This window comes from Acidaminococcus nyctereutis (assembly GCF_052216985.1).
GTDB lineage: Bacteria > Bacillota > Negativicutes > Acidaminococcales > Acidaminococcaceae > Acidaminococcus > Acidaminococcus fermentans_A.
Genome location: NZ_JBQOUY010000004.1, coordinates 34,197 through 59,147 on the forward strand (window position 1 = coordinate 34,197; position 24,951 = coordinate 59,147).

At 56.0% G+C, this 24,951-nt stretch carries 23 protein-coding genes; 20 read left to right on the top strand and 3 right to left on the bottom strand.

Going from position 1 to position 24,951, the window contains the following annotated elements:
• The first annotated feature begins 3 nt into the window (after window positions 1-3).
• From ACTUHY_RS03445 to rny, 7 genes are all read left to right on the top strand, one after another.
• Window positions 4-642, top strand: coding sequence for a riboflavin synthase (locus tag ACTUHY_RS03445; RefSeq protein ID WP_442826604.1), 639 nt, complete (start codon window positions 4-6; stop codon window positions 640-642).
• A gap of 12 nt (window positions 643-654) precedes the next feature.
• Complete coding sequence (locus ACTUHY_RS03450; RefSeq protein WP_442826605.1) at window positions 655-1,881, top strand: bifunctional 3,4-dihydroxy-2-butanone-4-phosphate synthase/GTP cyclohydrolase II; 1,227 nt, start codon at window positions 655-657, stop codon at window positions 1,879-1,881.
• On the top strand, window positions 1,878-2,339 hold the full coding sequence (gene ribH / locus ACTUHY_RS03455; RefSeq protein ID WP_012937752.1) for a 6,7-dimethyl-8-ribityllumazine synthase: 462 nt from the start codon (window positions 1,878-1,880) through the stop codon (window positions 2,337-2,339). Before ACTUHY_RS03450 ends, ribH begins: the two co-directional genes overlap by 4 nt.
• Before the next feature lie 9 nt (window positions 2,340-2,348).
• A complete protein-coding gene (hslO, locus tag ACTUHY_RS03460; RefSeq protein WP_442826606.1) occupies window positions 2,349-3,209 on the top strand; it encodes an Hsp33 family molecular chaperone HslO in 861 nt (286 codons plus the stop codon).
• Between the two features lie 59 nt (window positions 3,210-3,268).
• Window positions 3,269-4,357, top strand: a complete 1,089-nt coding sequence (recA, locus tag ACTUHY_RS03465) for a recombinase RecA (RefSeq protein ID WP_278674799.1) — start codon at window positions 3,269-3,271, stop codon at window positions 4,355-4,357.
• Window positions 4,347-4,844, top strand: a complete 498-nt coding sequence (locus ACTUHY_RS03470; RefSeq protein WP_442826607.1) for a regulatory protein RecX — start codon at window positions 4,347-4,349, stop codon at window positions 4,842-4,844. The genes recA and ACTUHY_RS03470 overlap by 11 nt, the downstream gene beginning before the upstream one ends.
• A 192-nt stretch (window positions 4,845-5,036) precedes the next feature.
• Window positions 5,037-6,584, top strand: coding sequence for a ribonuclease Y (gene rny, locus ACTUHY_RS03475; protein WP_278674797.1), 1,548 nt, complete (start codon window positions 5,037-5,039; stop codon window positions 6,582-6,584).
• 219 nt (window positions 6,585-6,803) lie between these two features.
• On the opposite strand, the gene ACTUHY_RS03480 is transcribed toward rny, so the two are convergent.
• Window positions 6,804-7,370 carry an ECF transporter S component gene (locus ACTUHY_RS03480; RefSeq protein WP_442826608.1) on the bottom strand — a complete coding sequence of 189 codons (567 nt, stop codon included), beginning with the start codon at window positions 7,368-7,370 and terminating at the stop codon, window positions 6,804-6,806.
• Between the two features lie 168 nt (window positions 7,371-7,538).
• Between ACTUHY_RS03480 and ACTUHY_RS03485 the strand changes: the two genes are divergently transcribed.
• The 8 genes from ACTUHY_RS03485 (at window position 7,539) to ACTUHY_RS03520 (ending at window position 14,029) form a co-directional block, all read left to right on the top strand.
• Complete coding sequence (locus ACTUHY_RS03485) at window positions 7,539-8,129, top strand: hydrolase (RefSeq protein WP_278674795.1); 591 nt, start codon at window positions 7,539-7,541, stop codon at window positions 8,127-8,129.
• Window positions 8,130-8,223: 94 nt separating this feature from the next.
• Entirely contained in the window at window positions 8,224-9,024 is an 801-nt protein-coding gene (gene udp / locus ACTUHY_RS03490; RefSeq protein ID WP_442826609.1) for a uridine phosphorylase, read from the top strand.
• Window positions 9,021-10,241, top strand: a complete 1,221-nt coding sequence (locus tag ACTUHY_RS03495) for a phosphopentomutase (protein WP_442826610.1) — start codon at window positions 9,021-9,023, stop codon at window positions 10,239-10,241. The genes udp and ACTUHY_RS03495 overlap by 4 nt, the downstream gene beginning before the upstream one ends.
• A 1-nt stretch (window position 10,242) precedes the next feature.
• The gene (locus tag ACTUHY_RS03500; protein WP_442826611.1) at window positions 10,243-10,854 is read left to right on the top strand and encodes a hypothetical protein; all 612 of its coding nucleotides are present in this window, start codon (window positions 10,243-10,245) and stop codon (window positions 10,852-10,854) included.
• 34 nt (window positions 10,855-10,888) lie between these two features.
• The gene (locus ACTUHY_RS03505) at window positions 10,889-11,674 is read left to right on the top strand and encodes a ZIP family metal transporter (RefSeq protein ID WP_442826612.1); all 786 of its coding nucleotides are present in this window, start codon (window positions 10,889-10,891) and stop codon (window positions 11,672-11,674) included.
• A gap of 162 nt (window positions 11,675-11,836) precedes the next feature.
• Window positions 11,837-13,474: a hydroxylamine reductase gene (gene hcp, locus ACTUHY_RS03510; RefSeq protein ID WP_442826613.1), complete on the top strand. Its 1,638-nt coding sequence runs from the start codon at window positions 11,837-11,839 to the stop codon at window positions 13,472-13,474.
• A 3-nt stretch (window positions 13,475-13,477) separates the two neighbouring features.
• Window positions 13,478-13,639 (top strand): hypothetical protein, encoded by a 162-nt coding sequence (locus tag ACTUHY_RS03515; RefSeq protein ID WP_278674788.1) that lies wholly within the window; start codon window positions 13,478-13,480, stop codon window positions 13,637-13,639.
• Window positions 13,640-13,657: 18 nt separating this feature from the next.
• Window positions 13,658-14,029: a DUF488 domain-containing protein gene (locus ACTUHY_RS03520; protein WP_442826614.1), complete on the top strand. Its 372-nt coding sequence runs from the start codon at window positions 13,658-13,660 to the stop codon at window positions 14,027-14,029.
• Between the two features lie 56 nt (window positions 14,030-14,085).
• Here ACTUHY_RS03520 and ACTUHY_RS03525 read toward each other — a convergent pair whose 3' ends face one another.
• Window positions 14,086-14,925 carry an alpha/beta hydrolase family protein gene (locus tag ACTUHY_RS03525; RefSeq protein ID WP_442826615.1) on the bottom strand — a complete coding sequence of 280 codons (840 nt, stop codon included), beginning with the start codon at window positions 14,923-14,925 and terminating at the stop codon, window positions 14,086-14,088.
• Window positions 14,915-16,201: a dicarboxylate/amino acid:cation symporter gene (locus tag ACTUHY_RS03530; RefSeq protein WP_442826616.1), complete on the bottom strand. Its 1,287-nt coding sequence runs from the start codon at window positions 16,199-16,201 to the stop codon at window positions 14,915-14,917. The genes ACTUHY_RS03525 and ACTUHY_RS03530 overlap by 11 nt, the downstream gene beginning before the upstream one ends.
• A 901-nt stretch (window positions 16,202-17,102) precedes the next feature.
• On the opposite strand from ACTUHY_RS03530, the gene ACTUHY_RS03535 reads away from it, so the two are divergent.
• The 5 genes from ACTUHY_RS03535 (at window position 17,103) to ACTUHY_RS03555 (ending at window position 24,941) form a co-directional block, all read left to right on the top strand.
• Window positions 17,103-17,486: a biotin transporter BioY gene (locus ACTUHY_RS03535; RefSeq protein ID WP_442826617.1), complete on the top strand. Its 384-nt coding sequence runs from the start codon at window positions 17,103-17,105 to the stop codon at window positions 17,484-17,486.
• A gap of 3 nt (window positions 17,487-17,489) precedes the next feature.
• Entirely contained in the window at window positions 17,490-18,695 is a 1,206-nt protein-coding gene (locus ACTUHY_RS03540; RefSeq protein WP_442826618.1) for a thiolase family protein, read from the top strand.
• A 17-nt stretch (window positions 18,696-18,712) separates the two neighbouring features.
• Window positions 18,713-20,050: an AMP-binding protein gene (locus ACTUHY_RS03545; RefSeq protein WP_442826619.1), complete on the top strand. Its 1,338-nt coding sequence runs from the start codon at window positions 18,713-18,715 to the stop codon at window positions 20,048-20,050.
• Window positions 20,051-20,545: 495 nt separating this feature from the next.
• On the top strand, window positions 20,546-23,362 hold the full coding sequence (locus ACTUHY_RS03550; RefSeq protein WP_442826620.1) for an ESPR-type extended signal peptide-containing protein: 2,817 nt from the start codon (window positions 20,546-20,548) through the stop codon (window positions 23,360-23,362).
• 169 nt (window positions 23,363-23,531) lie between these two features.
• Entirely contained in the window at window positions 23,532-24,941 is a 1,410-nt protein-coding gene (locus ACTUHY_RS03555) for a hypothetical protein (RefSeq protein ID WP_442826621.1), read from the top strand.
• Window positions 24,942-24,951 lie beyond the last annotated feature (10 nt).

Here is a 24,951-nt window from a genome sequence, read left to right on the forward strand (position 1 = left end):
ACCATGTTTACAGGACTCATTGCGGAACTGGGCAAGGTGGAGGACCTGCGCCGGGAACAGGATTCCTACCGGCTCACTATTGCCGCCCAGACCATTCCGCCCCTGCTGAAAATCGGGGAAAGTGTCTGCTGCAACGGGGCCTGCCTGACGGTGACGAAGTTTGACAGCCAGCGCTTTACTGTGGATGTAATGCCGGAAACCGCCCGGCGGACCACCATCGGTTCCCTGAAAAAGGGGGACCGGATCAACCTGGAACGGACCCTCCATGTAGGGGACGGACTGGACGGGCACATTGTCAGCGGCCATGTGGACGGGGTGGGGACCATTGTGAAGATCCGCCCGGAAGGCATTGCCAAAGTCACCACCATCAGCTGCAGTCCGGAGCTGCTCCGGGGGATGGTCACCAAGGGCTCCATCGCCATCGACGGCATCAGCCTGACCATTACGGAAGTGACGGATACCACCTTTTCCGTTTCCCTGATTCCCCTCACCGTCCAGTTCACCACTCTGGGCTTCAAAAAGACCGGAGACAAGGTGAACCTGGAAACGGACATCCTGGGGAAATATGTGGAACGGATGCTGGAAACCAGAAAATCTGGGGGGCTGACCAAAGCCACCCTTTTCGAAAATGGATTTATGTAAGGAGAGAAAATCATGGATAAAAAATTTCAGTTTGCTCCCATTGAAAAGGCCATTGCGGACATCCGGGCCGGGAAAATGGTCCTGGTGACCGATGATCCCGACCGGGAAAACGAAGGGGATCTGATCATGAGTGCGGAGTACGTGACTCCGGACGACATCAATTTCATGGCTACCCACGCCAAGGGCCTGATCTGCATGCCTTGTGACGGGGCCATCCTGGACCGGCTCCAGATGGAACCCATGGTGGCCAACAACACGGACAACCATGAAACGGCCTTCACCGTGTCTATAGACCACAAGGACACAACCACCGGGATCTCTGCCGTGGAACGGGCCTACACCATCAAGAAATGCACCGATGAAAGCGCCAAACCGGAAGATTTCCGTCGGCCCGGCCATGTGTTCCCCCTGCGCAGCCGGGAAGGCGGGGTGCTGCGGCGCACCGGCCATACGGAAACCACTACGGACCTGTGCCGGTTGGCCGGACTGAAACCAGTGGGCATCTGCTGTGAGATCATGAGCGCAGACGGCACCATGGCCCGGACTCCGGAACTGATCGAATTCGCCAAGAAATTCAACCTGACCTTCATCACCGTGGCAGACCTCATTGCCTACCGGAAGAAAAACGAGAAAATGGTCCATCGGATCGCCAACGTAGCCCTGCCCAGCAAATACGGCACCTTCCGGGCCATCGGCTACGAAAACGACCTGGACGACAAATGCCATGTAGCCATCATCAAAGGGGAGGTGGCCGGTAAGAAGGATGTGCTGGTCCGGGTCCATTCGGAATGCCTCACCGGGGATGCCCTGGGGTCCCTTCGCTGCGACTGCGGGGATCAGCTGGCCACCAGCCTGAAGATGATCGAAAAGGAAGGCTGCGGCGTGGTGCTGTACATGCAGCAGGAAGGCCGGGGCATCGGCCTGGCCAACAAACTCCGGGCCTATGAACTCCAGGATCAGGGACTGGATACAGTGGATGCCAATGTGAAGCTGGGCTTCAAACCGGATATGCGGGATTACGGTATCGGGGCGCAGATCCTGGCGGACCTGGGGCTCACCAGCATCCGGCTGATGACCAATAATCCGGCCAAACGGGCAGGCCTTTCCGGTTATGGGATCACCATTACAGAAACCGTGCCCATCATCATGAAAGACAACTGCTACAACCATCGGTACATGGTTACCAAACAGGTCCGGATGGGCCATGAATTACATGAAAAAGTGGAGGATGCAAAATGAAAATTCTAGAAGGTCAACTGTTAGCGGAAGGTCTGAAAATCGGGATCGTGGTGTCCCGTTTCAACGAATTCATCACCAGTAAACTGCTCAGCGGGGCAGAAGACACCCTGCGCCGGCATGGTGCCAATGAGGATGACATTACCGTGGCCTGGGTGCCCGGTGCTTTTGAAATCCCCCTGATTGCCAAGAAAATGGCCAAAAGCGGCAAATATGACGGTATCATCTGCTTGGGCGCCGTGATCCGGGGTGCCACCAGCCATTACGACTATGTGTGCAACGAAGTGTCCAAAGGGGTTGCCTTGGTGAACATGGAAACGGAAGTTCCCACGGCCTTCGGGGTACTGACCACCGAAAACATCGAACAGGCTGTGGAACGGGCCGGCACCAAGGCTGGAAACAAGGGTTCCGATGCGGCCATGGCGGTCATTGAAATGGTCAACCTGACCAAGGAACTGTAAGAGGTGCCTATGGAAGACGTGTTAGTCAAGGCCACTGCCGGGGATGCCCGGATCTATGCCGTGACCACCACCCATCTGACCCAGTATATGAACGAGATCCATCACTGTACGCCTCTGGCAGCGGCGGCCCTGGGACGCACCGCTGCTGGGGCCCTTTTGCTGGCCGCCACCATGAAGGCCGGAGAAGCGGTGACTGTCCGGTTCAAGGGGGATGGGCCCCTGGGCCAGGTGATGGCCGATGCCCGGGATTATCAGGTCCGGGGTTTTGTGATGCATCCAGAAGTGATGCTGCCGCCGAAAAACGGCAAGCTGGATGTGGGCGGCGGCGTGGGCCACTATGGGGTGGTCACCGTGACCCGGTGCCCTCTCCAGGGAGAACCTTTCACCGGAGTCTCCACCCTGAAAAGCGGAGAAATCGCAGCGGATCTCACCCGGTACCTGGCGGTGTCCGAACAGACTCCTTCCAGTGTGGCCCTGGGTGTGCTCATCGAAAAGGACGGATCCGTGGCCGTGTCCGGCGGGTACTTCGTCCAGCTGCTGCCGGACGCTTCGGAAGAGACCATCAAGACCCTGGAAGACAACATCCTGACCCTGCCCTATGTGACGGAGCTGCTCCAGACCGGTCTGGATGCGGAAGGGATGATCCAGAAGGTGGCCAAAGGGCTGCCGGTGGAAATCCTGGAATCCCATCCTGTTTCCTTCCACTGCGGCTGCAGCCGGGAAAAAGTAGCCGGGATGCTCTGCGGCCTGCCCCGGAAAGACTTTGAAGAAATCCTCCAGGATCCTCAGACCGAGGTCCACTGCCAGTACTGCAATAAATCCTACGTGTTCACCCAACAGGAATTAAAAGATCTCCCTCGAAAAGCTTGACTTTACGAACAAATGTTTATATACTAGATAGAGCAATTGCGGTACAAGGAGATGACAACATGAGTTTGGATGCGGATAAAAATAAAGCACTGGATGCGGCTTTGAAACAGATCGAGAAGGATTTCGGCAAGGGATCCATCATGAAACTGGGAGCCGCCAGCGCCAAAATGAATATCGAAACCATTCCCACCGGGGCCCTGTCCCTGGATATTGCACTGGGTGTCGGGGGGATTCCCCGGGGCCGGATCATCGAGATCTATGGACCGGAATCTTCTGGTAAGACCACCGTGGCCCTGCATATGATCGCCGAGGCCCAGAAACGGGGCGGCTATGCGGCCTTCATCGATGCAGAACATGCCCTGGATCCGGAATATGCCCGGCACCTGGGGGTGGACATCGACAACCTGCTGATTTCCCAGCCGGATACCGGGGAACAGGCCCTGGAGATCTGTGATGCCTTGGTGCGCAGCGGTGCCATCGATATCATCGTCATCGACTCGGTGGCGGCCCTGGTGCCCAAAGCGGAAATCGAAGGGGATATGGGGGATTCCCATGTGGGCCTCCAGGCCCGGCTCATGAGCCAGGCTCTGCGGAAACTCACCGGGGTCATTGCCAAATCCCGGACGGCGACGGTGTTCATCAATCAGATCCGTGAAAAAGTGGGGGTCATGTTCGGGAATCCGGAAGTGACCACCGGGGGCCGTGCCCTGAAGTTTTATTCCACCATCCGGATGGATGTGCGCCGGGTGGAAAGCCTGAAGAGCGGCAACGACATCATCGGGAACCATACCCGGGTAAAAGTGGTGAAGAACAAGGTGGCACCTCCCTTCAAACAAGCGGAATTCGACATCATGTACGGAGAAGGGATTTCCCACGAAGGCTGCTTGGTGGATCTGGGGGTCCAGTACAACATCCTGAACAAGAGCGGTGCCTGGTATTCCTATGGAGACCAGCGGATCGGCCAAGGGAGGGAAAATACCAAGACTTTCCTGAAGGAACATCCGGACATGGCTGCTGATGTGGAAGCCAAGATCCGGGCGGCGGCCGGGCTGCCGACGGACGGGAAACCGGTGCCGGTCCAGGAAGCGGCCCAGGAACCGGACGGACTGCTCATGACTCCGGAAACGGACGGAGACCATGTGGAGTAAATCCCCAAAATCCCTGACCACCCATGCGGAAGCCTACAACTACTGCCTGGATAAACTGGCCCTCCGGGACCACAGTATCCGAGAACTGCGGCAGAAACTGGGGAAACGGGGTTGCCCGGAAGAACTCCAGGACCAAGTGATCCAGAAGTTGGCGGAGCATCATTTTGTGGATGATTTCCGCTGTGCCCATTCGGTGCTGGACGCCTGGCGCCGGAAAAAGTTCTATGGAAAACAGTACCTGCGGCTGATGCTCACCCGGCGGTGCCTGTCCGGTGAGGAGGCCCGGGATGCCCTGGGGGACGTGACGGAAGAGGAAGAAACAGAGCGGGCCCTGGCCCTGGCGGAAGCCCAGGGGGAGAGGATCCGGCGGAAATACCCGGAGGATCCCCGGAAAGCCAAGGCCGCCCTGGCTCGGATGCTGGCCAGCCGGGGCTTCGGAAGCGGTGCCATAGCCAGCGCACTGGAAGATTTTTCAAAGGATTCATAGGAAAAACGGTCTCGAGACTCGAGATCCCCAAAAAGGGGCTGTTGCATATGCAACAGCCCCTTTTTGTTGACACCTTTGTGAAAATACTATAAAATATTTCTGTCCAATCGCGTTCATTGGGTGTTAAGGCGACCTCTGGTTGCCTTATTTATTGTATGAGTAGGGTTTGATGAAAAAATTGCAAAAGAGGAGGTGCTCATCATAGATCCCATTAGTGTAATCATTGCTGTAGTCCTTTGTTTATTAGGCGTTGGTGGAGGATATCTGGCTCGTAAAAACGTAGCAGAAGGCAAAATCGGTTCGGCGGAAGAAACCGCAAAGCAGATCTTGGAGGATGCCCGGAAAGCGGGAGATGCCAAGAAGAAAGAAGCGCTGCTGGAAGCCAAAGAAGAAATCCATCGTCTCCGGTCTGAAATGGAGCGGGAAAATAAAGAAAGAAGAGCAGAACTCAGCAAAAATGAACGGCGTCTGGTCCAGAAGGAAGAGAACGTCGACAAAAAGATGGATGCTTATGAAAAGAAGGAAGAAAAACTTCTGGAACAAAGCAACCGCCTGCGGGAATCCCAGGCTAAAGTCGATGCCTTGTATGACCAGCAGATGGTGGAACTGGAACGGATTTCCGGTCTGACCAGCGAAGAGGCCAAACAGGAACTCCTGGACAATGTGCGGGAAGAAGTCAAACATGACAAAGCCCGCCTGATCAAGGAAATGGAGCAGGAAGCCAAAGATACCGCGGACCAGAAGGCCCGGGAAATCATCTCCCTGGCCATCCAGCGGTGTGCGGCAGATCAGGTGGCAGAAACTACGGTTACGGTGGTCCCTCTGCCCAATGATGAAATGAAAGGCCGGATCATCGGACGGGAAGGCCGGAACATCCGGACTCTGGAAACCCTGACCGGGATCGACCTGATCATCGATGATACGCCGGAAGCCGTCATTATCTCCGGATTTGATCCAGTGCGTCGGGAAGTGGCTCGGATCGCCTTGGAGAAACTGATCAACGACGGCCGGATCCACCCAGCTCGGATCGAGGAAATGGTGGAAAAAGCCCAGAAGGAACTGGATCAGAAAATCAAGGAAGCCGGGGAACAGGCCACTTTCGAAGTAGGTGTCCATGGCATCCATCCGGAACTGCTCAAGCTGCTGGGGCGGCTGAAATACCGGACCAGCTACGGGCAGAACGTGCTGAAACATTCTACGGAAGTAGCTCATCTGGCCGGCCTGATGGCCGCCGAACTGGGCGTGGATGTGAACTCGGCCAAACGGGCTGGGCTGCTCCACGATATCGGCAAGGCTGTGGATCACGAAGTGGAAGGATCCCATGTGGATCTGGGGGCGGAAGTGGCCAAACGGTATCACGAATCCGATATCGTCATCAACACCATCATGTCCCATCATGGGGATTGTGAACCAACGTCCGTCCAAGCTGTGCTGGTCTCTGCCGCCGATGCCATTTCGGCTGCTCGGCCGGGAGCCCGTCGGGAAACCCTGGAAACCTATTTGAAACGACTGACACGATTGGAAGAAATTGCCGAATCCTTCGACGGCGTGGAAAAATGCTATGCCGTCCAGGCTGGCCGGGAAATCCGGATCATGGTGAAACCGGAAAAGGTGGATGACGACGCCGCCACCATCCTGGCCCACGATGTGGCCAAGAAGATCGAAGAGGATATGGAATATCCGGGACAGATCAAAGTGGTCATCGTGCGGGAAACCAGAGCTGTGGATTACGCGAAGTAATAAAAGGGTTGTTGCACGTGTGTGGTTATTCACATGTGCAACAACCCTTTTGTCATAGGTCATAGGTCAGATGTCATACGTCATAAGCTTTTGGAAATCAATTTTTATAAATTGATTTTGAAATCTAGAAACCTGTTACAGGATTCAAATGATTTTCATAAATTTGGAGCCAGCGGAGCTGGCTTCCATCGGCGTATGACGTATGACAGGGAATGTTGCTCAGGCAACAGCCCCTATGTTTTTCTCCATCACCTTGTACAACACCACCGTCAGCACCACGGACACTACATTGCTCACAGCCATGCTTACGGCACAGTTCACGGCGCTTACATAGGCAATCTGCTGGGGCATCCCCAGGATGAAGAATTTGAAGCTGAACCGGATCAGGGGTTCAGTGACCACGTTGACCACGGATCCGAAAATAGCAGCCAGGGCCGCGCCCCGGAGCCGGGCTTTGTCTTCTGTTTGCTGGTCCAGGCGGCACAGATGCTGGGCAGCCCAGGCGGTGGACCAGCCCAGGAGGAACTTGGCCAGGAAGGTCGGCGGCGCAGAGGTGGTGTAGCCGGCCAGCAGATCTGCCAGAGCCAGGCCGATGGCACCGGAAAGGGCTCCATATTTCGCCCCCAGTACCAGGGCAGAGAGTAGGATGAAGGCGTGGCCTACATAGATTTTCCCAGTGAGCCCCAGCCCCATGGGGATTTCGATCCGGAGATAGGAAAAGCAGGCGAAGGCCAGGGCGGCGAACATCCCTGCCAAGGTCAGTTTTTTGATTTGTTGTTCCTGCATGGGTATCAACTCCTTACAGACCTCTATTATAGTGGGGGAACCGAGGGATGGAAATACACAGTTTGAACGATTTTGTGCAAAAAATGTGCTTCTTTCGAGATTTTTGTTTCCCTATGGGGAATGTACTGTGGTATACTAGGGATAATGACACGGAAGGAGAGACAGGAAATGCCAAATACCAGAGAAGAAGCATGGAATCTGTTGAAGGAATACAATCAGGAACCCTTCCATCTCCAGCATGGGCTGACAGTGGAAGGCTGCCTGCGGTATTTTGCCCGGGAACTGGGCTATGGAGAAGAAGAAGATTTTTGGGGTATGGTGGGTCTGCTCCATGATTTGGATTTTGAAAAGTATCCAGAACAGCACTGCCGGAAGGAAGCAGAGATCCTGAAGGAAAAAGGCTGGGACGAGCGGCTGATCCATGCGGTGGCCAGTCACGGCTGGCCTCGGTGCAGCGATGTGGAACCCCAAGAGGAAATGGAAAAAGTCCTCTATGCGGTGGATGAATTGTCCGGACTCATCGGAGCGGCGGCTCTCATGCGGCCCAGCAAAAGTGTCCAGGATATGGAAGTGAAATCCCTGAAGAAAAAGTTCAAGGACAAGCACTTTGCGGCCGGCTGCAGCCGGGATGTGATCCAACAGGGGGCGGACCTGCTGGGCTGGGATCTGAATAAACTCTTTGAACAAAGCATCCTGGCCATGCGGTCCTGCGAAGGATCCGTGCGGGAAACCATGGAAAAAGAAGAAGGAAAAGCCTAAGAGTAGAAAAATGGGGGAGCGAGACCTTGAACAGGGGTCCCGCTCTTTCGTATAATAAAGGAAAAGCGCAAAAGTCAACCAAGGAAGTGATACCATGGATCATCATTATGCGGAACCCCATGAAGTCATGTACCACACCCAGCTGTCCCGGGAACGGCTGATGGGGGCTGATACAGCCCTGCTGCCGGGAGATCCAGGACGGGTCCGGTCCCTAGCAGAAGCCATGGGTCCTACGGTGGATTTCACCAGCCACCGGGAATACACCAGCTGCCTGACACAGGTCCAGAACCAGCCTGTATTGGTCTGTTCCACCGGTATGGGCGGTCCTTCTACCGCCATCTGCCTGGAAGAACTGGCCCGCTTGGGCATCAAACGGGTGATCCGGGTGGGCACTACGGGTTCTATCCAGGAAGGATTGGAACTGGGGGATGTGGTGATCATCAAGGCGGCGGTCCGGCTGGAAGGTACCAGTACCCACTATGCTCCTCTGGAATTCCCAGCGGTGGCAGATTTCGAACTGACCCAGCTGCTGGCCTATGCAGCTTTGGTAGAAAATGTCCCTCACCAAGTGGGCATCTGCTGCAGCTCCGATACTTTCTGGCCCGGTCAGGAGCGGTATGACAGCTTCACCGGTTACGTGCTCCGCCGGTTCCAGGGCAGTATGAAGGAATGGCAGCAGCTGGGAGTCACCAATTATGAAATGGAAACGGCCACGGTGTTCGTCACGTCCCAGGCTTTGGGAGTAAGGGCGGCCAGCCTGTGCGGGGTGGTGGCCAAGCGGACGGAAAGTGAAAGCATTGCCTCGCCGGAAATCTACCGGCTGGCGGAGAACCGGTTCCAGACCATTGTCCGCCGGGCATTGAATGAATTATTGGCAAGGGAGGGAAAGAAATGAAACGCAGCATCATCCTGATGATGGATTCTTTTGGCATCGGCGGCGCGGAAGATGCCGGCCGTTTTGGAGATCAGGGGGCGGATACCCTGGGGCACATTGCCTGCTGGTTCGGCCAAGAACGGGCCAAAGATCCGTCCGCTCCGCTACTGGCATTGCCCCATCTGGCCCGGTACGGGCTAGAGCTGGCCCACGGAATGAGCACTGGACAGAAACTGGACTTTTCCATCGGGGCACCGGAGCCTCTGGAGGGGGCCTACACCTATGCCCGGGAAGTCAGCAGCGGCAAGGACACCCTCAGCGGCCACTGGGAACTGACCGGTGTGCCAGTGATGTTCGACTGGGGCTATTTCCCAGACAAACCCCACTGTTTTCCCCAGGAGATCATCGACGGGCTGATCCGGGAAGGCCATCTCCCCGGAGTGCTGGGAGAAAAGCATGCCTCCGGTACGGTGATCATCCAGGAACTGGGGGAGGAACACATGCGCACCGGCAAGCCCATTGTGTATACCTCCGCGGATTCGGTGCTCCAAATCGCCGCCCATGAAAAGACCTTTGGCCTGGAAAAACTATACAAACTTTGTGAAATCGCCTACAAGCTGGTCCAGCCCTACCATATCGCCCGGGTCATCGCCCGTCCCTTTGTGGGAGAAAAAGCTGGGGAATTCACCCGTACCGGCAATCGGCACGACTATGCGGTGCCTGCCCCAGAAAAGACCCTGGTGGATGCGGTGTATGAAAAGGCTGGGGGTGTCTATGCGGTGGGGAAAATCGCGGATATCTTCGCCCATCGGGGCATCACCCGGGCCTGGCATGCCACCGGGCTGGATGCACTCTTTGATGCTACCCTGGAGGCCCTGGAAGCAGCCGGGGACGGGAGCCTGATCTTCACCAATTTCGTGGATTTCGATTCTACCTATGGCCATCGGCGGGATGTAAGAGGCTACGGAGAAGGGCTCATGACCATCGACCGGCGGCTGCCGGAACTGGCGGCCCGGCTTCAGCCCGGAGATCTGGTGCTGATCACCGCGGACCATGGCTGTGATCCGACTTGGAAAGGGTCGGACCATACGAGAGAACATGTTCCTATGCTGTTCTTCGGACCGGGGGTCAGACCGGGAGCCCTGAAACCCATGGATACCTATAGTGATGGGGGACAGATCCTGGCCCGGCATCTGGGACTGGAACTGGCCCGTGGAAAAGCCCAGGAGGTGTATTGAAATGAAAATGCTGAAAAGGCTGCTGCTGACCCTGTGCTTTGCTCTGGGAGGAATGTTCCTGCTGGTGCCGGCAGAAGCGGCGGAGACGGCGGGGACGGACCCTCTAGCCCGGAAAAACATCGCCTTTGTGGTCTATGACCATACGGGAGAGGCCACGGCTTCCATGAAGGAAGTCTGGAAGCGCCAGGTGCGCCAAGCCTATCCCCGTGCCCAGTTCGCCTTCCTGCCCGATCCCCAGGCGGCGGAAGGGGCCGGTGCGGTATTGGATCAGTTCGGCGGGGACGGGTACCCCATCGAAAAAGAAGTGATGGACAAGATTGCGGACCGGACCGGCGCCGATGTGGTGGGGATCCTGGTGGTCCGGGCCATGGATGAATTCTACATCCAGCCTCTGTTCCACGGCGGCTGGGATGATGACGGGCCGGATACCCTGCTGCGGGTGATCTCCGGGGCGGACATGTACCTGTACCGGAAAGATACGGGAAAATACATGAAGAAGAAGCTCCGGAAGGTGGAAACCACCGATGTGGCCCTGGCGGTCCATCCGGAAAAGGAAATCCAGTACGCTCTCAGCAACCTGGCCATGACCATGGAGGGGAAGGAGCTCATTTGAGTCCTTTGGGACTCACTAAAAAGGAGGTGACCCATTGATCAGTGCAGAGGTATGGCAGGGAATCCTGATCCCCTTTGCCGGGACCAGCCTGGGAGCTGGCTGCGTCTATTTCATGAAAGAACAGCTCCACCGGAATGTCCAGCGGGGACTCACCGGCTTTGCCGCCGGGGTCATGGTGGCCGCGTCCATCTGGAGCCTGTTGATCCCGGCCCTGGAAGAAAGTGCAGCCCTGGGGCATTTTGCCTTTGTGCCGGCTGTTGTGGGGTTCTGGGCGGGGATCCTGTTCCTGTTGCTGTTGGATGTGGCGATCCCCCATCTCCACATGAATACCGATGAACCGGAAGGTCCTCGGAGCCATCTGGGCCGGACCACCATGATGCTGCTGGCGGTGACCCTCCACAACATCCCGGAAGGGATGGCGGTAGGGATGATCTACGCAGGGTTCGTCACGGATCCGGGCTCCATTTCCCTGGGCAGTGCCCTGGCCCTGTCCCTGGGGATCGCAATCCAGAATTTCCCGGAAGGGGCCATCATTTCCCTGCCCCTTAAGGCGGCGGGGATGAACCGGCACAAGGCCTTTGCCGGCGGGGTGCTCTCCGGTATTGTCGAGCCTTTTGCGGCCTTGGGGACCATCCTGGCCTCCAGCATCATCGGGCATCTGCTGCCCTATTTCCTCAGCTTTGCTGCGGGCGCCATGCTCTATGTGGTGGTGGAGGAAATGATCCCGGAGATGTCCGAAGGAGAACATTCCAACATCGGCGTCCTCACCTTCGCTTTGGGGTTCACTGTGATGATGACCCTGGATGTGGCGCTGGGGTAAGGCGCAGAGCACTTTGCTTATACTGGTCTCGAGACTCGAGACAAATATTTTTAAGTATGTTGTTCAAACAACGGATTGTTTTTCTGTACCGGACTATAATAGAGCCATCGAGTGAAGAAAATAACCTGTGAGAGTTTGAATCAGAAAAGGGGAGTTATACAAATGGAAAACAAGATGTTCTGTTATCAGTGTCAAGAAACCGCCGGCTGCAAAGGCTGCACGGTGATGGGTGTCTGCGGCAAGAAACCGGAAGTGGCCGCCATGCAGGATCTGCTGATCTATGCCACCAAAGGCCTGTCCGCGGTGACCACCGCTCTGCGGGCCGCTGGGAAATCCGTCAGCCGCAGCGTGAACCATCTGGTGACCGTAAACCTGTTCACCACCATTACCAATGCCAACTTCGATCGGGAATCCATCATTGCCCGGATCAAAGAAACCCTGGCTGTGAAAGCGGATCTGCTGACCCAACTGGCTGATACCTCCAGCCTGCCGGAAGCCGCCCTGTGGAACGGCAGCGAAAGCGAATTCGACGCCAAAGCTAAAACCGTTGGTGTCCTGGCTACCGAAAACGAAGATATCCGTTCCCTGCGGGAACTGATCACCTACGGCCTCAAAGGCCTGTCTGCCTACAGCAAGCACGCCAATGTGCTGGCCCAGGACGACGAAGAAGTGGACGCTTTCATCCAGAAGGCACTGGCTGCTACCCTGGACGACAGCAAGAGCGTGGATGACCTGGTGGCTCTGACTCTGGAAACCGGGAAATACGGCGTACAGGGCATGGCTCTGCTGGACAAGGCCAACACCACCGCTTACGGCAATCCGGAAATCACCACCGTAGACATCGGTGTCCGGAAGAACCCGGGCATCCTGATCTCTGGCCATGACTTGAAAGACCTGGAAATGCTGCTGGATCAGACCGAAGGCACCGGCGTGGATGTATACACCCATTCTGAAATGCTGCCCGCCCATTACTATCCGTTCTTCAAGAAATACAAGAACTTTGCCGGCAACTACGGCAACGCCTGGTGGAAACAGAAGGAAGAATTCGAAAGCTTCAATGGGCCCATCCTGATGACCACCAACTGCATCGTTCCGCCCAAAGACAGCTACAAGGGCCGTCTGTGGACCACTGGTGCCACCGGCTTCCCTGGCTGCCGTCACATTGATGCGGACGAAAACGGTCACAAGGACTTCAGCGAACTGATCGCCCAGGCCAAGACCTGCCCGGCTCCCACTGAAATCGAAACGGGTTCCATCGTTGGCGGTTTTGCCCATGAACAGGTCTTTGCCCTGGCTGACAAAGTAGTGGATGCGGTGAAATCCGGCGCCATCAAGAAGTTCGTGGTCATGGCTGGCTGCGACGGCCGGATGAAGAGCCGGGAATACTACACCGAATTTGCCAAGGCTCTGCCGAAAGATACGGTGATCCTCACCGCCGGCTGCGCCAAGTACAAATACAATAAACTGAATCTGGGCGACATCGGCGGCATTCCCCGGGTACTGGATGCCGGTCAGTGCAATGATTCCTACTCCCTGGCCCTGATTGCCCTGAAACTGAAGGAAGTATTCGGTCTGGCTGACGTCAACGAACTGCCCCTGATCTTCAACATTGCCTGGTACGAACAGAAAGCCGTCATCGTCCTCTTGGCCCTGCTGTACCTGGGTGTGAAGAACATCCATCTGGGACCCACCCTGCCGGCCTTCCTGTCCCCCAACGTGGCCAGCGTGCTGGTGAAGAACTTCGGCATTGCCGGGATCACCAACGTGGAAGACGACATGAAACTGTTCTTCGGAGCCTAAACCATGATCAAACTGTACGACCCGGAAACCTGCCCCTGCAGCCATACTCACTGTCCCCGTTACAAGGACTGTGAGCCCTGCATCGAATTCCACCACAATTCGGCGGAATATCCTCTGACAGCCTGCGAACAGGTGGCAGAACGGGAGAAACGGCAGGCACGGTAAAAGAAAGAAGGCTTTTCCATGGGAAAGCTGCAGGTAAAACGGATTTACGAAGCCCCTGCCGAAACGGACGGAAGCCGGTTCCTGGTGGACCGGCTCTGGCCCCGGGGCATCAAAAAAGAAACCGCGGCCCTGGCCGGGTGGGAGAAGGAAATCGCTCCCACCAACGGCTTGCGCCGGGCTTTCGGCCATGATCCGGAAAAGTTCCCGGAATTCGCTGCCGGTTATATACAGGAGTTGGAAGCCAATCCGGAAGCGGGAGTCTTTTTGGAAAAAATAAAAAAAGCCCTGGTCCAGGGTACCGTAACCTTACTGTACGGAGCCAAAGACCAGGAGCACAACAATGCGGTTGTGTTGAAAGAGTGGATAAAAAAAGAGGCTGTGAAGAAATGAATTTCATTTCTTCACAGCCTCTTTTGGTCGCGGTCCGCGGCCGGAGGGGTGAATCTTCACCCCTCTTTTACCATTTCCTCAATCCACGTTCCCACCACCCGGGCCAGTTCCAGCCGGGCAGTGTCCAGGGCGTGGTTGCCGGGGAGGATCACTTTTTTGTGGTGACCAGTACCGGGCAGGGCTTCCAGCTCCTGCCACAGAGGTTCTACCATCCAATCCGGAGGGACTACCGTATCCTGGCTGCCTCCGATCAGCAGCAGGTTCCGGTCCTGGAACCGGTGGGCGTTCTGGACAAAGCTCCACTGCCGGGCATGCTGGATGCTGTCCTGCCACAGATCTTCGAAACGGCCTATATGGAGGACCGAAGAAACCTGAGCGAACATTTCTTTCAGCTGTGCGTGGGGGATATGTTCCAGTCCTGCCTGATGGTCATAGGGGCAGAAGGCCACGGTGCCTTTGAGAAAGGGCAGGTACCGGGAGGCATTGAGCACTGTGTTGCCTCCGTTGGAATGACCTGCCAGGAAGATGTTCTCCCGGTCGATACCATAGGCTTTGGCCATGTCTTCTCGGGCCCAGCGGGCCAGGACAATGGCATCCTGGATGCAGTGGGAAAAAGAATAGATCCCTTCGCTGCCCCAGGCACCCCGATGGTAGGGACGGATCACCACACAGCCCATTCGACGTAGGCACTGAGCTAGGTCGTCATTGTTCGTGGTGCCGGGGATCCCATGGCACAGGATCACTGCCGGATGAGGTCCGTCATAGATCCCTGAGGGGAGGTACACTTCCCCCAGCACCCGGTCGCCCTCGATGGGCAGGTCCAGCTCCAGAGAATCCGCCAGGGGTACGTCCTGGTAATCCGGTTCTTCCAGCACATAACGGGCATCAATGTTCATAGGTCAGGGCTTCCTTTCCGGCGGCATCGGCATTGAGGTTCTTCTTGTACCAGTCTTTGCCGTGGAAAATCCGGGTAATCAGCATGGAAACCACCGTATCTCCGCAGGAATTCAGCAGGGTGCACCCGGGGTCGAACAGTTCGATGACCATCAGCAGGATGGGGAAGGCGCTTTCCGGCAGGTGGAATACGGAAACGATCATGGTTTCCCCGGCGGCACCGCCCCCTGGTACGGAGGAAGTGGCTACAGAAGCAGCAACCCCCAGGAACAGAGCCAGAATGAAATCAAACCCTGCCAGAGGATGGCCGAACAGGGTGGTGGCCAGGACTTCCGAATAGACCACAGCAATGCAGGCCCCATCCATGTGGCAGGTAGCCCCCATGGAGACCACCACAGAAGAAATGTCCCGGGGCACCCCCAGCTTGTCGCAGGCTTCCATCTGCAGCGGGATGGTGGCAGCGGAAGAACGGGTGCCCAGAGCCGTCAAAGCCGGAGCGAGGATCACCCGGAAGTAGTTCTTCACGCCCCAGGTACCGGCAGCCAGCCAGGCGTAGAACCCCAGGAACACGAAGAAATACACAAAGACCACGGTGTAGAATACCAGCATTGCACTGCCGTAGGTCTTCAGCAGATCGATCCCGTAGGTGCCGGTGAGATCCGCAAAATAGGCACCCAGGCCGATGGGAGCCGCCTTCATCAAAATGGCTACCATTTTATAGCACACCAGGCTCATGGCATTCATCCAGTTTACCACGGGTTTGGCAGCCTCCCCAATCATGGAAACGCAGATACCGAAGAAAATGGTCAGGATGATCAGCGGCAGCACGTGGAACCGGGAAATCAAAAGGGGCAGATCTCCCACGGTCAGGGTGTTGACAATCTGATCCGCAATGGTCACTGGTTTCCCGGCTGCCTGGGCAGCTGCTGCGGGAGCCGTAAAGGTGGTGGGAACTCCGGTGAAATGGGTCACCAGCAGGATCAGGCCCCCGGAAATGGTGGCGGTGAGTACGAAGATGATCAGGGTATATCCGATCATTTTCCCCACTTTTCCGGTGTCTTTGGCGTTGGCAATCGACCCGGCAATGGAGAAGAAAATCAGCGGCACGATGAGACAGAACAGCAGGTTCAGGAAAATCTGTCCGATGGGCTTCAGGAACGATGCCTTGTCTCCCAGTACCAGGCCCAGGATGGCCCCCAGGATGCAGAAGGTGATCAGGATAATGGGATCCCGATAGTTGGCCAGGGCGGAACGTCCCGACCGGTTTGCGGTTGTCATAAAAAGTCCCCCTCACTGAGTATGAAATGAAGATATGAACAAATTATAGAACTTTCACCTGTAAAACACAAGAAAGAGTCAGATATTGTCAGGCTCTGTCCCTGCTGGACGCAAGGCGTCCATTTCACTTACGTTAACCGTTTCTCAAAAAGGGTTGAACAATCGAAAAAAATCCGGTACACTAAAACCATTATGAAAGAATATACAGAAGGCTATCTGCGGGCCCTGGGCCAGTTCCGGGGCAGCCGTTATGACAACAGTTTCATCGCCCGGATCCATTATGCCAGGATCCGGAAGGCCAGTCCGGACTGTCAGTTCCGGTACCACTGTCTCCGGGATGGGAAACGGAGCCAGCAGCTCCAGGCTGAGGCCTGGGACGGAGACCAGCTGGTAGGGACGCTCCAGGTAGAGCTGCTTTTTTATGGATCAAAGGTAAACCATTATAATAAAATTAGTTTACAGAAACAAGAAGCCTGTCCTCTGAAAGGATACGGACCCTGGCGGTCCTTTTCCTCGGAAGAGGTGGGCGATTTTGCCCAGCGCACCGGGGATGCCAATCCCATCCATCAGGGAGCACATCCGGTGGTACCGGGACTGCTGCTGTGGCAGTGCCTGCTGGTTTGTCTGGGAGAGCCGGATCAGCTCCATATGGTGTTCAAAACCCCCATCCATGGGGGAGAAATGATCTATATCAAGGAGGAAAACATCAATGAACGAAATGAGAGAGAATTTACAGCCGTCCGAGGCCGTAACCAGCAGCCGGGAACAGATCCGGGTGATGACAGCCAGCGCCGTCTGTGTCGCGCTGCTGGCCGTTTCGGCATACATTTCTTTTCCGCTGCCTTTCACGCCGGCCATGGTGACGGCCCTGACCATTATGGTGAATCTGGTGGCCTTCCTCATGAAGCCAAAACAGGCGGGGAGCATCCTGGGCATCTATCTGCTGCTGGGAGCGGTGGGAGTACCGGTATTCGTAGGTGGGACCTCCGGACTGATCAAGCTGTTTGGGCCTACCGGGGGCTTTAATCTGGGCTTTTTGGCCGCGGCGGTGGCTATGAGTGCCGTCCGGGGAGAAACCCGGTCTTTCAGGAAACTGGTCTTCCTCGGTATCTGCGTGGGCATGCCCATCATCTATGCCGGGGGCTGCATCAGCATGTTCCTGGTGGCCAAGGTGGGAGTCTGGAAGACATTGGTGATGGCGGTATTTCCCTTCTTGGTGGGGGATGTGCTGAAAGTGGTGCTGGCGGCCTTTCTGGCCAACCGGCTCCAACGGTACGGGTTCTGATCCGTGGCTCGGGATGTGTACCTGGTGGGTGGCCTGCGCAGCCACCTGGGACTGCAGAATGGAATCTTTAAAAATGTACCGCCGGAGAAGCTGGGAGCCGCTCTTCTCCGGCAGCTTTGCATTCGGCTCCCAGAGGCTCGGGAAGCCCAGCTGCTGCTGGGGGGCAATGCCGTAGGCAGTGGCGGGAACCTGATGCGTCTCATGGCCCTGACAGCCGGGCTGCCGGCGGAACTGCTCGCCATGACTCTGGATATGCAGTGTGCTTCCGCTCTGGGATCCCTGTCCCTGGCCTGGGGGCAGATTGCCAGCGGTCAGCTGGACCTGGTGCTGTGCGGGGGTGTGGAATCTTCCTCTCTGCAGCCCCGACGGATGTACCAGCCCTGGGATATCCGGTACACGCCGGAAGGATATATGACCGCCCAGTTTTCTCCGGATACCCACAGTCCCCGGACCATGCTGGAAGGGGCGGAACGGACGGCCCAGGTGTACGGGGTTTCCCGGGAGGAACTGGACCGGTGGGCGGTACGCAGCCACCGGAAGGCGGCAGAAGCCTGGAGGGAAGGACGGATGGATCCCTGGGTGGTGTCCCTGTTCGGCAGCACCCGGGATGAAAGCATCCGGCCCCGGATGGACGGCCGGCTGGCCCGGCGGATGCCTACCTTGTTTATCCGAAAGGAAACGGAAGCACTGCTGACTCCGGAAGAGCGGAAACTGGCGGGAGAATGCTCCCCTACCCTGACGGCGGCTAATACCTGTCTGACCCAGGATGGGGCGGCGTTCCTGGTGCTGGCTTCTGGAGAAAAACTGGCTGCCTGGCGCCGGGCAGGAGGGCCTGTGAGACCCCTGGCCCGGATTCTCCACTGTACGGCGGCCGGAGTGGATCCCCGGTTCAGTCCTCTGGGAGCTCTGGCCGTGGGAGAAAAGCTGCTGGATGAAACCGGTCTGCCGGTGGAAGCCATCGACGATTTTGAATACAACGAAGCTTTTGCGGTGATCTCCGTCCTGTTTGCCCGGCAGTATCCTACCTGTACGGACCGGTATCTGCCCCTGGGAGGAGCCCTGGCTTACGGCCATCCCTATGGATGCAGCGGGGCGGTGCTGGTGCTCCATGCCCTGGGGGCCCTGGAGGGGCAGGTAGGGAAGAAAGCTCTGTGTGCCATTGCCGGTGCCGGGGGAACGGGAGCCGGAGTACTCCTGGAAACACTGTAGCAGAAGGAAGAAGAACCATGGATTATGCAAACCTACTGGAACAATGGGCCCGGATCCAGCCGGACAAACCCTGCCTGGTGGAAGAAGGACGGCCCCTGACCTATGGTCGGATGGCCTCCCTGGCCCGAGAATATGCCCAGGGGGTGGAACGACTGGGCATCTCCCGGCAGACGGTACTGATCATCCGGCAGAAACCCGCAGAACAGCTGATTGCCTTTTTGGGAGCGGAAAGAGCCGGCTGGGTGCCGGTGCTGGGACACCCGGATCTGTCCCCAAAAGCGGCGGACCGATTGGCCCGGGTACGCCGCATCGGCTGGATCGATGACGGGACCCTGCGGCCTAGCTGTGCAGATGCACCGGTGCCGGCACCGGATTGGTGCATGGGGGTCCTGAGCAGCGGATCCACCGGTCTCCCCAAGCTGATGTTCCGGACCTATGCCAGCTGGGGAGATTTCTTTCCAGAACAGGACCGAAAATTCCAGGTGGACCGAGATACGGTGGGGTTCTGTGAAGGGAGCATGAGCTTTACTGGGAACCTGAACCTGTGGGCACAGATCCTCCACGCCGGAGCTGCCCTGGTGGTGGCTGATACCCTCCGGAGCATCCGGTGGAAAGCGCTGCTGGAACGGTATCCGGTGACCCTGCTGTATTTAGTCCCAGTGAAACTGAAACTGCTGCTCCAAGTGATGGACCGGACCTATCCGGAGATAAAAACGGTGCTGGCTGGGTCCCAGCTGCTGGACGGAGAGACGGCCGGGGCCCTGAAAGACCATTTTCCCTGCAGCCAGATCCTCCTTTACTACGGGGCTAGCGAGCTGGACTATATTACCTGGCTTACCTATGAAGAAATGCTGGCCCACCCTCAGAGTGTGGGGAAACCTTGCCCTGGGGTGAAGGTTGAAATCCGGGAGGGGCTGATCTACGTCGATACTCCTTACAGCGTAGATGGCCTGCCCCGACCTTGTACCTTGGAGGACATGGGATATTTCGATGCAGATGGGTACCTGATCTTCCTGGGCCGCCGGGGACAGGTGGTCAACAAGGGCGGACTGACCATCAGTTGCAGCCGGGTGGAACAGGCTCTGCTCCAGGTGCCTGGAGTCCGGGATGCCAGCGTAGTCCCTGTAAAGGATCCCCAGAGAGGGGAAGAACTGGGAGCCGCTGTGGTGTTGGAACAGGGGACGGAAATGGGAAAGGTCCGCCAGTCCCTCCGCCAGGACCTGCTTCCTGGAGAAATCCCTGGCTGCTGGATCAGGGTGGAACAGCTGCCTCTGAATGGAGTAGGGAAAGTGGATGGACGGAAAATCCGCACCTGGCTGGAACGGAGAGAAAGATCCAGCCGGAAAATAGACTGATAGATAGAACTGGGAACAGACAAGTGCAGCGATGAAAAAAGGATGCAGATATCTTTTGGAAGGTGTCAGCATCCTTTTTTGTGTGGAAAAAGCCAAAAGGAAAATACAGCAGGAAAAAATCCGGTAAGGAAAAAACACAGCCGCTCCGCTGTAAAAATGTGAACTCTTTCACAAAAATTTTTCTTATGGGATTATAAAAAATAAATGAAGTATAGACAGGATACTGGGAAAAGGACAGAAGAGATAGGAATTCTTTGGAAAATAGGAAAAATATTCATCGAAAAAAGTAAATATATGTGATTATACCAAATGTAAACATGTTTACAAATATTCAAGTTGTAATGATAAAATACTTATACTATAATACTGGCGACTTCAAAGGGAAAATGAAAAAATGGCCGGAAAGGAGCGGGAAGAAAAGGAATCAAGGGTTTTTGTTCGCCTTTTACTGCAATTACATAAAAGTATATAGTAGTATGGAGAAAGGAGCTTGTTGTGAATAAGATCTATCAGGTGATTTGGAGCCGCGCAAAGAACTGTTATGTGGTTGTATCGGAACTGGCCGGGTGCCATGTGAAAAATAATTCTGGCAATCGGACGAAAGTGTTAGCTTCTGCTGTTTTAACGGTGAGTCTGCTGGCATCGTTTCCAGCAGATTCTTTAGCAGCGGACACCGCGACCGGCGCGGGAGCTGGTGTAGCATATGGTACAGGGAGCAATGCGCCGAAAGCAGAGAATGTGGCCATCGGCAAAGGGGCAACGATCAGCTATCAGGGAGGTGTGGGCCAGCCGTCTACCGGCGACATCACCATTGGCGGCGGGGCCCGTACCTTGAACTATATCGACCAGGGCGGTGGTATTGCAATCGGTTCGAATTCTTTCGTGGAAAATATGGTAGGCGGTCTGGAGCGTTCTTTTGATTTCAATCAGGCTGGATATAATAGCATTTTTGGAATTCCCTATGGACTTCCAAAAGATCCTACGAAAATGGTCACCGGTTTGGCCATTGGGCAGAACACCTATGCCCGTTCTGGCAGCGTGATGCTGGGAAACCATAATTATAAAGGGAAGTTGGGTGATATCCCGGTCGATACAGCTAGTACCAAATCCTATAATATGAGCTTATTTTCGACCACATTGGGGGCCAACAGTTTTTCCAATGGACTTTTTTCTTCTGTTACCGGGGCATATTCAATTGTCTCTTCTGATTACAATACGAATATGGGATCCGCAGGGAAAAATTTCGGTGCTACCATAACCGGTGCCCTGAACAGTATTGAATCAGCGACGGCGTCTTCTTCCTATGCTGGCATAGCCAATAGCATCGTAGGTACGGCCAACCGGGAATTTAATTCCAATGGTGCATTGATTTTTGGAGCCGGGAATGAAGTCACCAATTCCATTACCAATATTTCAGCACCGACAAGCAGTGGAGATTCTGCCCAGGCCCTGCAGAAAACTCTGATGGAGACTGTGAAAAATTCGGAAAGCGGCGGGGCCACTCTGGCCATCGGGGGTGGCAACAAAGCCGATTATACCCAGAAAACAGCCATCATCGGGGTTAATAACACAGTGACCGGCACCAGTGGTTCTATCAGCCGTTACAATATGATGAACGGGTACAAGAATACGGCTTCCAATGTGCAGCATGTGTCCGTCATCGGATCCGGCAACACCGTCAAGGATACGGATACGGCCCTGCTGCTGGGGGACAACCGGACCCTTTCCGGAGCTACCAACAGCCTGGTGATTGGCTCCGCAGACAACGTGACCACCACGGATCAGCAGAATGTGGTGGTCCTGGGACACAATGCCAATGCCACAGTGGCCGGGGGTGTGGCCCTGGGCAGCGGGTCCCTGGCTGCGGTGGAAGCTGGAGCTGCTGGGTATGATCCTTCCACCCGGCAGGCTTCCACAGATACCTCTTCCGCTTGGGTGGCAACGGGAGCGGCTGTGTCAGTGGGCAAGGGAATGGAACTGACCCGGCAGATCACCAGTGTGGCTGCTGGGACTCAGGATACGGACGCAGTGAACGTGGCTCAGCTGAAACAGGCTTTCCAGGCTGCGGCAGAAGTCGGTAAACCGTCTGTCGTCTCTGCCGGAGACAACATTTCCGTCCAGAATACGGCCGGAGCCGGGGAAGCGGCCAACTATCAGGTTTCCCTGAAAAAGGACATCACGGTGGATTCGGTGACGGCCCAGACCGCTTCCGTAGGAGGCATCCAGCTGAATCAGGGAAACAGCGGGACCATCGGCGGACTCCAGAATACCACCTGGGATCCGGACCAAATCGTTTCCGGTCAGGCGGCGACGGAGGACCAGCTGAAAGCCGTGACGGCCAATGTGGTTTCTTACGATGACGCTTCCCACAGCTCCATCACCCTGAACCAGGGTGGCAGCAGTACCGTCATCAAAAATGTGGGAGACGGGTCCGTGGCAGAAGGTTCCAAGGAAGCCGTCAATGGAGGACAGCTGTATCGGACCAATCAGGCCGTGGAAAAGAATACCGGGGATATCCGGAACCTGGGAAGCTCCGTGAATAAGCTGGGCAGCCGGCTGAATCGGGTAGGCGCAGGCGCAGCTGCCCTGGCGGCCCTCCACCCTCAGGATTTCGATCCCGATGATAAATGGGATTTTGCTGCCGGATATGGCAATTATAAGGACGCTCATGCAGCTGCCATCGGTGCCTTCTATCGGCCTTCCGAAGACACTTTGATCAGTGTGGGCGGCAGCTTTGGCGGAGGGGAAAACATGGTCAATGCCGGGGTCACCTTCAAACTGGGCCAGCACAACCATGTGACCCGATCCAAAGTGGCCATGGCCAAAGAAATCATCGATCTGCGGGCCACTGTGGAAATGCTGAAGAACCAGAATGCCCAGATCCTCCAGACCCTGAAACTCCAGGGGACACCGGCTGTCAAGCCGTTGGAGGGGAACTTCAGCGATGTGCCGGAAACCCACTGGGCGTACCAGTATGTGGAAGGCCTCCGGGAACGGGGCTATCTGCAAGGGTACCCAGATGGAGAATTCAAAGGAGACCGGACCATGACCCGGTACGAATATGCGGCCATCATCTATCGGGCACTGCAGAACGGAGCTCCGGTGGATGCAGGCATGGCCAGATCCGTGGAAGAATTCAAGCCGGAACTGACCCAAGTCCAAGAAGCCGAACGGTTCCGGGTGGACCGGATTTCCGGGAAGGACAATGACCGGCACAAAGTGGAACGGGTCCGGGTCAACAGCCAAGATAAGAAAGAGAAAAAGGACTATCGAGATGTCTATGGATCCCGGATCCAGCAGGAAGAAAAGTAAAAAGAGAAGTGGCTGCGTAGGCTGCCTAAAGAAAAAAATATACAGAGCGATATATGAAAGCCAGAACTTAAATACCCTTTTCGTGACAAAAGAGTGCCATCGTTTACGGTGACACTCTTTTGCGATATACTATATAGGTAGAAGTTTATACAGGAAAGTAGGGATTCCCATGAAAAGTTCTAAAATCTTAACTTTGGCCGTCCTGGCCTCTTTGCTGACTTCTCCCTGTGCCTGGGCAGCCCATAAGAAAACAGAACCGGCGGCTGAAAAGCCTGCAGCCGTCCAGACGGAAAAAGCGGCCCCTGCCAAAGCGGAAATGGCAGCAGGGAAAGAAGCTCCAGCTGGTGCAGAAGAAACGGCTGCAGAGCCGCTGCCGGCTGATGCCTATGGAGCCGCTAAGATCGTCACGGGAGAAAAGGCAGCTCTGGCAGACAGCTATGCTTCCTTGAAGCCGGATGAAAGTGCTCTGCTGGTAAAAAATGGAGCCGATGTGACACTGTCCCATGGAGCCATCACCAAGAGCGGAGCTACTACAGGCGTGTTGGACAGTAAGTTCCATGGGCTCAATGCTGCTGTCCTGGCTGCAGATGGGGCGCTTTCCATGGATGGCTGTACCATCCGTACGGAAGCGGACGGAGCCAATGCAGTGTTCGCCACTGGAGCTAAGGGAAGCGTAAGGCTCCATGATTCCAACATCCGGACCACCGGGGCTTCTTCCCGGGGCCTGGATGCCACGGAAGGCGGTAAGATCACTGCGGACAACATCAATATCGGTACTGCCGGCCTCCGGTCTGCAGCCCTGGCCACGGAACCTTCCGGAGCCAGTGTCACCGTAAGCAAGAGCACCATCAATACTTCTGGGGAAGGGTCTCCTCTGCTGTATTCCAAGGGAGCCATCAAACTCAGCGAGGCCAAAGGCACGGCTGGGGCCAGTGAAATCGCCGTGGTGGAAGGGAATAATTCCATCCATCTGGAATATGTGGACCTGTCCGGCAACGGAACCCACGGGGTGATGCTCTACCAGAACAAGACCCGTGACAACGGCACCGACGGCAAGGCATTGGGCCGGTTCTCCGCCAAGGGTTCTGCCCTCCGCAGCCTGAAGGAAGGGCCCCTGTTCTATGTGACCAATACTGCAGCCCGGATCTATTCGGAAATGACCACCATGCAGTATCTGGGCGGCACCCTGATCCGGGTGGAAGCCAATCAGTTCGGAGATGAAGGGACCAATGGCGGGGATTTGACCTTCATGGCCAACAACCAAGGACTCTACGGAAATGTGTCCGTGGATGCCAGCAGCACCATCTTGCTGGATCTCCAGAATGGAAGCCACTGGTCCGGCGCCATCAATACGGATAAGACGGCGAAAAAGGCAGATGTGAACCTGGATGCTTCTTCCAGCTGGTCCATTACGGCTGACTGTCATCTGGATGCCTTTACGGACGGGAATCCGGCTATGACCAACCTGAAAGGCAACGGCCATACCATCTATTACAACAGCAGCAATACGGCCAACACATGGCTGGGAGGCAAGACTTACGAACTCCAGGGAGGCGGCTATCTGAAACCGGAGAAGTAAGAGTACAGAG